General features: G+C 72.5%; 12 protein-coding genes. 6 read left to right on the top strand and 6 right to left on the bottom strand.

Going from position 1 to position 9,516, the window contains the following annotated elements:
- Positions 1-56: 56 nt before the first annotated feature.
- From ABD652_RS05475 to ABD652_RS05460, 4 genes are all read right to left on the bottom strand, one after another.
- Positions 57-917 carry a MetQ/NlpA family ABC transporter substrate-binding protein gene (locus ABD652_RS05475; RefSeq protein ID WP_344718980.1) on the bottom strand — a complete coding sequence of 287 codons (861 nt, stop codon included), beginning with the start codon at positions 915-917 and terminating at the stop codon, positions 57-59.
- Positions 918-994: 77 nt separating this feature from the next.
- Positions 995-1,681, bottom strand: coding sequence for a methionine ABC transporter permease (locus tag ABD652_RS05470; protein WP_344718978.1), 687 nt, complete (start codon positions 1,679-1,681; stop codon positions 995-997).
- Complete coding sequence (locus tag ABD652_RS05465; RefSeq protein WP_344718976.1) at positions 1,678-2,721, bottom strand: methionine ABC transporter ATP-binding protein; 1,044 nt, start codon at positions 2,719-2,721, stop codon at positions 1,678-1,680. Before ABD652_RS05465 ends, ABD652_RS05470 begins: the two co-directional genes overlap by 4 nt.
- Positions 2,722-3,351: 630 nt before the next feature.
- Positions 3,352-4,488: a zinc-binding dehydrogenase gene (locus ABD652_RS05460; protein ID WP_344718974.1), complete on the bottom strand. Its 1,137-nt coding sequence runs from the start codon at positions 4,486-4,488 to the stop codon at positions 3,352-3,354.
- A 386-nt stretch (positions 4,489-4,874) separates the two neighbouring features.
- On the opposite strand from ABD652_RS05460, the gene ABD652_RS05455 reads away from it, so the two are divergent.
- Genes ABD652_RS05455 through ABD652_RS05445 form a run of 3 tightly spaced genes read left to right on the top strand, consistent with a single transcriptional unit; the run spans position 4,875 to position 6,228 of the window.
- A complete protein-coding gene (locus ABD652_RS05455; RefSeq protein ID WP_344718972.1) occupies positions 4,875-5,258 on the top strand; it encodes a DUF4244 domain-containing protein in 384 nt (127 codons plus the stop codon).
- A gap of 29 nt (positions 5,259-5,287) precedes the next feature.
- Positions 5,288-5,827, top strand: coding sequence for a TadE family type IV pilus minor pilin (locus ABD652_RS05450; RefSeq protein WP_344718970.1), 540 nt, complete (start codon positions 5,288-5,290; stop codon positions 5,825-5,827).
- Entirely contained in the window at positions 5,824-6,228 is a 405-nt protein-coding gene (locus ABD652_RS05445) for an Rv3654c family TadE-like protein (RefSeq protein WP_344718968.1), read from the top strand. The genes ABD652_RS05450 and ABD652_RS05445 overlap by 4 nt, the downstream gene beginning before the upstream one ends.
- 3 nt (positions 6,229-6,231) lie before the next feature.
- Here the strand turns inward: ABD652_RS05445 and ABD652_RS05440 are convergent, their stop codons facing one another.
- Entirely contained in the window at positions 6,232-6,810 is a 579-nt protein-coding gene (locus ABD652_RS05440) for a TetR/AcrR family transcriptional regulator (protein ID WP_344718966.1), read from the bottom strand.
- 127 nt (positions 6,811-6,937) lie between these two features.
- Here ABD652_RS05440 and ABD652_RS05435 point away from each other — a divergent pair, with 127 nt between their 5' ends.
- Together ABD652_RS05435 and ABD652_RS05430 are read left to right on the top strand one after the other, a co-directional pair.
- Positions 6,938-7,348 carry a hypothetical protein gene (locus ABD652_RS05435; RefSeq protein WP_344718964.1) on the top strand — a complete coding sequence of 137 codons (411 nt, stop codon included), beginning with the start codon at positions 6,938-6,940 and terminating at the stop codon, positions 7,346-7,348.
- 58 nt (positions 7,349-7,406) lie between these two features.
- Positions 7,407-8,150, top strand: coding sequence for a PIG-L deacetylase family protein (locus ABD652_RS05430; protein WP_344718961.1), 744 nt, complete (start codon positions 7,407-7,409; stop codon positions 8,148-8,150).
- 52 nt (positions 8,151-8,202) lie between these two features.
- Here the strand turns inward: ABD652_RS05430 and ABD652_RS05425 are convergent, their stop codons facing one another.
- On the bottom strand, positions 8,203-8,550 hold the full coding sequence (locus ABD652_RS05425) for a winged helix-turn-helix transcriptional regulator (RefSeq protein WP_344718958.1): 348 nt from the start codon (positions 8,548-8,550) through the stop codon (positions 8,203-8,205).
- 98 nt (positions 8,551-8,648) lie between these two features.
- On the opposite strand from ABD652_RS05425, the gene ABD652_RS05420 reads away from it, so the two are divergent.
- A complete protein-coding gene (locus ABD652_RS05420; protein WP_344718956.1) occupies positions 8,649-9,491 on the top strand; it encodes an NAD(P)H-dependent oxidoreductase in 843 nt (280 codons plus the stop codon).
- Positions 9,492-9,516 lie beyond the last annotated feature (25 nt).

Genomic DNA, 9,516 nt, shown 5'->3' with positions numbered 1-9,516 from the left:
GCCGCTCGCACCCCGAGAGATCCCCCGCCCGATGCAGGGACGGAGGCTTCTCCGCCTCAGAAGGCGGCCTGCACCTCGCCGTCCGGCCAGGTGTCCTCGATGTAGCTGCGCACCTCGTCGGAGTGGAGCAGCTCGTCGAGGGCCTGGATGTTCTCGTCCTCCTCGTCGCCGGCGCGGACGGTCAGGAAGTTCGCATAGGGGCTGTCCTGGCCGTCCTCGACCAGCAGGCTGTCCTCGGTCGGCGAGAGGTCGTTCTCCAGCGCGTTGTTGCCGTTGATCACCGCGGCGTCGACGTCGTCGAGGGTGCGGGCCAGCGAGGCGGCCTCGGCCTCGACGAACTCGATGTCCTTCGGGTTCTCGGCGACGTCGTTGATGGCCGCGTCGGCCGGGTCGACGCCCTCCTCCAGCGTGATGACACCGGCCTCCTGCAGCAGCGCCAGACCGCGGCCCTGGTTGGAGGGGTCGTTGTTGATGCCGACCTGCGCACCCTCGGGCAGGTCCTCGATGTCGTCGAGCGAGTTCGAGAACAGTGCGAAGGGCTCGATGTGGACGCCGGAGAAGTGCTCGAAGTCGTAGCCGTTGGCCTCGACCTCGGCCTCCAGGTACGGCTCGTGCTGGAAGTAGTTGGCGTCGACGTCGCCGGCCTCCAGCGCCTGGTTCTGCTCGGCGTAGCCGGAGTACTCCTCGATCTCGATGTCCAGCCCCTCGTCGGCGGCGAGGTTCTCGTCGATGAACTGCAGGATCTGGGCGTGCGGCACCGGGGAGGCGGCCACGGTCAGGGTGACGGTGCCGTCGTCGTTCTCGGTGCCGATGGCCTGCTCCTCCTCCGGCATCAGGCCGCAGCCGGTCAGCGCGAGGGCGGAGGCCGCGACGACGGCCGAGAGGCTCAGCGAGCGACGTGCAGTGCTGGTGTGCATAGTTCTGCCTTTCGTGGTCAGGATTCTCATCGGGCGAGCGGTCCGGACGACGCAGACGGCGGCGTCCGGCGATGCGGTCAGCGGTGGTCGATGGTGCGGGAGACTCGATCGCCGGTCCACTGCAGGATCGCGACGATGATCACCAGCAGCACCACGCAGGCGAGCATGGTGTCGCCCTGGTATCGCTGGTAGCCGTAGTTGTAGGCCAGCGCGCCGAGGCCTCCGCCGCCGACGGCTCCGGCCATGGCGGTGTAGCTGATCAGCGCGACGAGCGTGACGGTGAAGCCGCCGACGATGCCCGGCAGCGCCTCGCGGACCTGCACCTGGCGCATGATGTGACGGCTGGAGGCGCCCATCATCTTCACCGCCTCGACTTTGCCGGCGTCGACCTCGCGCAGCGCGTTCTCCACCAGTCGGGCGAAGAACGGGATGGCGCCGACCGACAGCGGGACGACGGCGGCCTGCCAGCCCAGCGCCGTGCCGACCATGAACCGGGTGAACGGGATCAGCGAGATCATCAGCACGATGAACGGGATGGAGCGGCCGATGTCGACCAGGATGCTGACCACCCGGTACGTCGCCGATCGTGGAGCCAGGCCCTTGGGGCCGAGGTTGTGCAGCGCGATGCCCAGCGGCAGGCCGAGCAGCGCGACGATGAGGCCGGTGGCCGCGGTCATGAAGATCGTCTCCAGGATCGCGGCGGGCAGCTGGTTGGCGAAGACCTCGTTCTCGAGGAAGAGGCCGTCCTGGGCGGCGATGATCACTGGTTCTCCTCCTCGGCGTCGGCGGCCTGGTGCTCGTCGGCGAAGGCGCGGACCTGCGCGGCGGTGGTGACCTCGGCATGCACGCCCTGCTCGACGAGCACCCGACGGATCTCCTCGGCGGTGGCCGCGTCGTCGGGCCGCAGGTGCAGCCGGCCGATCTGCGCACCCTGGATGGTCTCCACGGTGCCGGCCTCGACCGGAGCCTCGACGCCGTGCTCGGCCAGCAGCGAGAACAGCCGGCCGACGTCGGCCAGCCGGCTTCCGGCGGTGACCAGCACCTCGACGAGCGTCTCGCCGGGCTCCATCGCCGAGATCGGCGGCAGCGCGATGAGCTCCTTGGACAGCGGCGTGGAGGTGTCGCTGATGACGTCCAGCAGCCGGCCGGTGCGCTCGATGCTCCCCTCGGTCAGCAGCGAGACGGCGTCGCAGGCCTCGCGGACCACACCCATCTCATGGGTGATGATCACCACGGTGATGCCGAGGCGGTCGCGCAGCTCGCGGATCAGCTCGAGGATCTGCCGGGTCGTCGCCGCGTCCAGCGCCGAGGTCGGCTCGTCGCAGAGCAGCACGCGCGGCTCGGCGGCCAGCGCACGGGCGATGCCCACCCGCTGCTTCTGCCCGCCGGAGAGCTGGGCGGGGTAGCTCTCGGCGCGGTCGGCGAGGCCGACCAGTTCGAGCAGCTCGTCGACCCGACGCTTCCGCGCGGCCGCCGGCACGCCGGCGATCTCCAGCGGGTGGGCGATGTTCTTCGCCGCAGTGCGCGAGTCCAGCAGGTTCACGTGCTGGAAGACCATCCCGATGCTGCGCCGGGCGGTCATCAGCTCCGCGCCGCGGACGCGGCCGAGGTCGACGCCGTCGATGGTGATGCTGCCGGACGTGGCCGAGTCCAGCCCGGTCAGGCAGCGGATGAGGGTCGACTTCCCGGCCCCGGAGCGGCCGACGATCCCGTGGATCTCGCCGTCGGGGATGGTCAGGTCGACTCCGTCGAGCGCGGTGACCCCGCCGGGGAACACCTTGCGCACCTGTGTCAGTTCGATCATTCGGACTCCAGAGTCGTGGCGGACGCGCTCGCCCGGTGGGGCGCCGCGCCCTGGCGACGCGGCGTCGAGGACAGGTGCAGGTCGGTGCACCGCCGACGCCGAGCCGCGGCTGGGCATTGCTGGGCATGAAGCGCTGGGCGCAGGAGCGACGGCGACGGCCGCGGACGAGGTGCCGGGACGGCGGGGCGATCGCGAGGGGTGGGCGGCCGCCCGCCGGGGCGCCGTCGTCCGAACGGGCGCGGCCGCCCGTCGGAGGGGAATGAGGAAGGGCGACGCGGGGGGGGGTCCGCGTCCGACTCATCGATCCTTTCGTCGCTGCTCTTGCCCGTCCCATCCAGCACCGAGATCGCCCGAGAGCAGGGCGAGGAGCTCGGCGAGGACGAGCCGCTTCGTGATCCTGGACCACCCGTGAACATGGGGTTGGCGAGTGACCATCGGAGGATCGGTGGAGGCGCGCGGCCTCCTGGTCACTGCTCGTGAAGCATCGTTCATCCTAGCCGAGGGGCACGTTCACCGCCACGTCACCCTCGTCACGCCGTCGCCGGGCGTCATACGCCGAGGCCATCGGCGTCAGTCGCACACTGGGCCTCTGCCGGGCCTCTGCCGGGCCTCCGCCGGGCTCAGACGAGCTCAGGCGAGCTCGGGGGCGATCTCGATCAGCCCGCGTCCGCGGATCCGCCGCTCGTCCAGCGCGCGGTAGGCCTCGCCGACCTCGTCGAAGCTGAACCGGTCGGTGATCAGCCGCTCCAGGTCGATCCCGCCCTGCTCGACCATCCGCAGCACCTCCGGCATGGTCTCGTGGGCCTGGCCGCCGAAGGTGCCCAGGATCTGGATCTTGCGGCGCACCACCTTGGTGATGTCGACGTCGAGGGTCTGGCCGATCGGGGCCACGCCGGCGAGCACCGCCCGGCCGCCGTCGTCGGCCAGGTCCACGGCCAGCTTCGCGGTGGCCGCCGAGCCCAGCGCCTCGATGACGACGTCGGCGCCGTGGCCCAGCAGGCCGTGGAGGCTCTCGACCGGATCGGCACGGGTGGAATTGATCGTCTCGGTCGCGCCGAGCTCCTCGGCGAGGGCGAGCTTGTCGTCGTCGACGTCGATCGCGACGACCCGCTCGGCGCCGGCCGCCCGCGCCAGGTGGATCATGCTCAGTCCCACTCCGCCGGCGGCGATGACCGCCACGGACTCGCCGCGCCGGACCTTCGCGACAGTGCTGATCGCCCCGCAGGCGGTGAAGAGGCTGCAGCCCAGCACCGCGGCGTCGGTCAGCGGCACCCCCTCGGGGACCTCGAAGACTGCGCGCTTGGGCACCACCGCCTGCCGCGCGTGGCCGCCCATCGAGTACATCGCCACCGGCTCGCCGCCGCGACGGCTGAGCCGCGACGTGCCGTCATAGAGCGTGCCGGACAGCCGATTCATGGTGAAGAAGACCTCGCAGAGGTCGTCGCGGCCGCGCTCGCAGTGCCGGCAGCGGCCGCAGGGCATGATGAAGCTGCAGACCACCCGGTCCCCGGGACCGACGTGGTCGACGCCGTCGCCTACGGCGCGGACGACGCCGGAGACCTCGTGGCCGAGCACCGCCGGATGCGGGAACGCGATCTCCTCCTTGAGCAGGTGCAGATCGGTGTGGCACACCCCGCAGGCGACGACGTCCAGGAGCACCTCCTCGGCCTGCGGCTCCTGCAGGTGCAGCTGCTCGCGCCGCAGCTCCCGGCCCGGCCCTGCGTAGACATGAGCCTCGGTGGTGCGGGGTTCCTCGATCTCCGTCATGAGCTGCTCCTGCCGCGCGCGGACTCCGACCATGCGGGGCGTCGCCACCCTGCGATGTGCTGTCCATCACTGCATATCACTGCCGGCCGCTCCGGGGAAGGACGGAGCTCCGAGCCTGGACCGGACCCGACGCTCCTGCACAGGCAGCACCTCCTGCACAGGCTCCGATTCCTGCACAGGCGGCAGCGCGCCGCCGAGGACACGCCGACTCCTCCCCATCGGAGACCCTCCGGCTTCTCGCGGCGCCGGGCGAGGAGAAGGATCACACCCAGCGCCGCGGTGATCGGCCGCCGGCGCGGACCGATCACCACCACTCGCCGCCGCCCGGCCCCGGCCCCTCCGGAGCGACACGGAGCCCGGCCGCCCGGCGGGAAAGGAGCAGAACCATGACCACCGCCATCACCGCCGCCCGACCCGAGGAGGCCCGAGCATCTGTCCAGGACAGCGCCTCGGCCTGGGCCTCGGCTCCCGTCTCGGCCGCCGCAGGCGCCGCCGCCCCGGCCCTCGGCCGCGCGTCGCCGTCGGCCGCCAGCGGTGCGCCCGCCCCCGGATCCTCCGGCCCCGCTGAGGCCGACCGCCGGATGCGCCGCACCGACGGACCCTGTCGTCGGGCCGAGCTCTGGGCCGAGGAGGACGGCCTCGCCACCGCCGAGTACGGCATCGTGATGCTCGCCGCCGTGGGCTTCGCCGGTCTGCTCGTGGCCGTGCTGTCCTCCGGCGAGGTCCAGGAGATGCTGCACGGCCTCGTCGAGCAGGCGCTGAGCCGCTGAGCACTGTGGACTCAGGTCAGTGCGCCACGATGGGAGTCGCGACAGACCCTGGGGCCGCGCCTCGGGCGGGATCGTCGGCCAGTTCGCGGGCCGGCGACCCCGCCCGGCGGGCGCTCGACGCCCCCGAGGCACCCGAGGCGCCCAAGGCGCCCGGCCGTCGACGGCGCCCTCGGACGGCCGGCGAGCGCGGCGCGGTCACCGGCGAGTTCGCCGCCGCGCTGCCCGCGGCCGTGCTGGTGCTGATGCTGCTGATCAGCCTCGCGATGCACGGCGCCGCGCAGGTCTCGCTCGAGGACGGCGTTCGAGCGGCGGCCCGCGAGACCGCCCGGGGCACGGACGAGGCGACGGCGATCGAGGCCGCCCGGCGGGTCGCCGACGAGGAGCTCGAGGTCTCGATCAGCCGCGACGGCGACTATGCCCGCGTCAGGGCCGTCCGGCCCGTGCGGATCCTCGGACTGGTGGAGGTCGCGCTGGAACAGACCGCCGAGGCCGAGGTGCCGGTGGAGCATCTGCCGTCTGCGGAGGTGCCGGCGGGTCCGGAGGCGGCGACGAGCGGAGACGGGTCGTGACGGGGACGGCCGGGCGGAGGACCGGCGCCGCGAGGACGACCGTCGCAGGCGGTGACCGGGGATCCGGAACCGTGCTGGTGCTGGCCGGCGCCCTCGTGCTGCTGATGCTGCTGGCGACGGTGGTCCTGCTCGGCGCCGCCGCGACCGGCGGAGCGCGGGCCGCCCGGGCGGCGGATCTGGCGGCGCTGGCCGGCGCCGACGTCGCCCGCGGACTGGCGCCGGGAGACCCCTGCACCGTCGCCGAACAGGTCGCTCGGCGCAATGGTGCCGAGCTGACCGCATGCCGCGTCGTCGGCGCGGACGGCACGGAAGTCCTCGTCGTCGTCCGCCGCGCCGTGGGCGGCGCCGCCGGCGAGACGCTCGAGGCGACGGGCACCTCGCGCGCCGGACCGCCGCGGTGATGCTCAGTCGCCGACCATCCCGGGCACACCCTCGAGGGCGCGAGCGTAGATCCGATCGCGTGCCGTGCGCGTGCCCGGGATCAGACCGTTGAGCTCGAGGCTCACCAGACCATGGACCAGCCCCCAGATGCTCAGCGCCTGCGTCTCGACCTCGTCCGCATCGGACGTGACGAGACACCGCGCCACCGCCTCGCGCAGCATCGCGAAGGTCGGAGCGTCCCCGGGCCGGCCGGGCCCTTCACCGGGGGCCGTCGCACCGAACATCACCTGGTAGAAGTGCGGGCTGTCGAGGGCGAACTCGCGATAGGCGACGCCGAGGCCGCGCAGGTCCTGCCAGGGCGAGCCCGACGTCGGGACGGCCGAGAGGTGCTCGCCGAACCGTTCGAACCCCTCGGCGACGACGGCGGAGACCAGCTCCTCGCGGCCGCCGAAGAGCGAATAGATCGCCGCAGTGGACGTCTCCGCCGCCGCGGCGACGGTGCGCAGCGACACCGCATGCGCTCCCTGGTCGGCGATCATCCGGGAGGTCTCCTCCAGCAGCCGCCGTCGGACGGTCTCGTCATGGATGCGCGGTCGAGCCATGGCGGCAGTCTAATCCCTGACAGCAGTTTCCACACACTGTTCTATAACAGTGTCATGATTCATCGCACCCTCGGCTCCGGCCGGAGACCCCGAGCTCCGCCGCCCGAGGAGCACCCAGGGGGACACGATGCTCGACCTCTCCGAACCCGCCCGCATCACCGCTGGGATCGCCGTCCTCGCGGCGATCACTGTGACCACGGGCGGACAATTCCTGACCCGCGTCGTCACCGGCCGGGTGCCGGCCACCGATTTCCAGACCGCCTTCTTCCGCGCCGGCCACGCTCACGCGGGCGTGCTGATCATCCTTGGACTGGTCTGTCTGCTGCTCACCGAGGCCACCGGGCTCACCGGCGGATGGCAGTGGCTGGCACGCACCGGCGTGCTCGTCGCCGCGATCCTCATGCCCGCCGGGTTCTTCTTCTCGGCGATGGGCACCGGCCGCACCGCCCCGAACCGATGGGTCGTGCTGCTCTGGGCCGGGGCGGCGTTCCTCGCAGCCGGACTGGGCGCGCTCGGCGTCGGACTGCTGATCAGCTGAGCAGCCCCGGCGCACGCACTGCTGACCGTCGCGGAGCCCGGCGTCTAGTCTCGACTCCATGAGCCTCGACACCACGCTCCCGCTCTACGACGACTCGCGGCTGAGCCGCGTGCTCTGCGTCGCCGCCCACCCCGACGACCTCGAGTACGGCACCTCGGCGGCGGTCGCCCGCTGGACGGCCCGCGGGCTCCACGTCTCCTACCTGCTGCTCACCGCCGGCGAGGCGGGCATGCGCAGCCGGGACCCGGAGGAGGTCGGCCCGCTGCGCGCCGCCGAGCAGCGGCGCGCCTGCGCGCTGGTCGGCGTCGACGACCTGCTCATCCTGGACCTGCCCGACGGCACGCTGCAGGCCGATATGGAGACCCGCCGGCGCATCGCCCGCCGCATCCGCGAAGTCCGCCCCGAGCTGGTGGTCACCCAGCCCTGGGACCTGCACGTCCCCTGGGGCCTGAACCACGCCGACCACCGGGCCGCCGGGATCGCGACCATCGACGCCGTCCGCGATGCGGACAACCCCTGGGTCTTCCGCGACCTGATGGAGCAGGAAAACCTGGAGCCGTGGGCGGTGTCGGAGCTGATGGTCATCGGCGCCGAGCCCGCCACGCATCTCATCGACGTCGGCGGCGCGCCGCTGGAGCAGGGCATCGCCTCCCTCGAGGCGCATGAGGAGTACCTCGCCGAACTCGGCGACGCCGGGGACGTGCGGGGCATGCTCGAGTCCGCGACGGCCGAGGCGGCCGCAGCGTCCGACGTCGCCGGCCCGACCCATGCGCTCGGCGCGACGGTCCACCGGATGGCGTGAACCCCGAGTCCTCCGGGGCGAGAGAGCGCCGCCCGCGACCATGCGCCCCGGCTCAGGCGGGCCGCTGAGACGCCGTCCGCGCCTCGAAGTGCTCGCCCCAGGCGTCCATGGCCGTCACGACCGGGTGCAGACTGCGGCCCAGCTCGGTCAGCGAGTACTCCACCTTCGGCGGCACCTGCTCGTGGACGGTCCGGGCGACGACGCCGTCCTCCTCCAGCTCGCGCAGCTGGCGCGTGAGGGTCTTGCGATTGGCCCGCGGCACCAGCCGACCGAGCTCGCCGAACCGACGCGGCCCGTCGAAGAGATGCTTGACCACAGTGAGCTTCCACGCGCCGCCGAGCACCGACACCGCCACCTCCACCGGGCACACCTGGCGGGCCCGTTGCACGGGAAGTCGCATCCTCGCCTCCTCCTCCGCTCGCCGGCGGGACCCCGGAACCCGCAGGGACATTATTGTCCGTACTGTACACCGGTTCCCTGTCTGCTGACACTGGTGGCATGGACACCGACCACATCACGGCATCGCCGGCACGGCGCGCCGAGCCGGCGGCCGATCCGGCAGAGGCTCCGCGGACTGTGCTCTGGGTGAGCGCGCATCCCGAGCCCGACTCGCTGACCGGAAGTCTGCGTCGGCACGGCCTGGAGGTGCTGCGCCGCCGCGGCCACACCGTCCTGGAATCCGACCTCCACGCGATGGCCTGGGACCCGGTGGTCCGCGCCGAGACGCTGGACACCCGTCCGGCGCCCCGGCCGGTGCAGATCACCCGGCAGGGACGGTCTGCTCAGCTGGCCGGCACCCAGCCGCCGGATGTGGCCGCCGAGCAGCAGAAGCTGCGTCGTGCCGACGCGCTCGTCGTGCAGTTCCCGCTCTGGTGGTACGGGATGCCGGCGATCCTGAAGGGCTGGTTCGACCGGGTCTTCGTCTCCGGCTTCGCCTTCGGCACGGACCCGGACACCGGTCGCCGACTGCGCTTCGAGCAGGGGCCCTTCCGCAGCACCCGGGCGCTGGCGGCGATCACGCTCGGCGACCGAGCCGCATCGATCGGTCCGCGGGGCAAGAGCGGCGAGCTGGAGGAGCTGCTCTTCGGCCTGCTCCACGGCACGTTCGCCTACACCGGAATGGACGCGCTGAGACCGTGGGCGCTGCCCAGCGCCGACTTCACCGACGAGGACAGCTGGCCGGAGGCCGCCGGATCCCTCGCCCGGCGGCTGGAAGGGCTCTTCGCCGAGGAGCCGCTCCCCTACCGCGAACAGTTCACCGGGGACTACACCGAGGAGTGGGCGCTGCGCGAGGAGATCCGCCCCGGCGAGACCGGGCTGTCGGTGCATCTGCACCGCTGACGCGCCGCCGGAGGTCCGGCATGCT

The sequence above is a fragment of the Nesterenkonia halobia genome, from assembly GCF_039536005.1.
In the GTDB taxonomy this organism is placed as follows: Bacteria; Actinomycetota; Actinomycetes; order Actinomycetales; family Micrococcaceae; genus Nesterenkonia; species Nesterenkonia halobia.
This window is presented reverse-complemented; position numbering and strand designations above follow the sequence as displayed.

Excerpts from the sequence above, each read along its gene's own strand:
- ABD652_RS05440 (WP_344718966.1), bottom strand. The coding sequence starts at position 6,810 with ATGGCTCGACCGCGCATCCATGACGAGACCGTCCGACGGCGGCTGCTG.
- ABD652_RS05425 (WP_344718958.1), bottom strand. The coding sequence starts at position 8,550 with ATGCGACTTCCCGTGCAACGGGCCCGCCAGGTGTGCCCGGTGGAGGTG.
- ABD652_RS05420 (WP_344718956.1), top strand. The coding sequence starts at position 8,649 with ATGGACACCGACCACATCACGGCATCGCCGGCACGGCGCGCCGAGCCG.
- ABD652_RS05430 (WP_344718961.1), top strand. The coding sequence starts at position 7,407 with ATGAGCCTCGACACCACGCTCCCGCTCTACGACGACTCGCGGCTGAGC.
- ABD652_RS05460 (WP_344718974.1), bottom strand. The coding sequence starts at position 4,488 with ATGACGGAGATCGAGGAACCCCGCACCACCGAGGCTCATGTCTACGCA.
- ABD652_RS05465 (WP_344718976.1), bottom strand. The coding sequence starts at position 2,721 with ATGATCGAACTGACACAGGTGCGCAAGGTGTTCCCCGGCGGGGTCACC.
- ABD652_RS05435 (WP_344718964.1), top strand. The coding sequence starts at position 6,938 with ATGCTCGACCTCTCCGAACCCGCCCGCATCACCGCTGGGATCGCCGTC.
- ABD652_RS05455 (WP_344718972.1), top strand. The coding sequence starts at position 4,875 with ATGACCACCGCCATCACCGCCGCCCGACCCGAGGAGGCCCGAGCATCT.
- ABD652_RS05450 (WP_344718970.1), top strand. The coding sequence starts at position 5,288 with ATGGGAGTCGCGACAGACCCTGGGGCCGCGCCTCGGGCGGGATCGTCG.
- ABD652_RS05475 (WP_344718980.1), bottom strand. The coding sequence starts at position 917 with ATGCACACCAGCACTGCACGTCGCTCGCTGAGCCTCTCGGCCGTCGTC.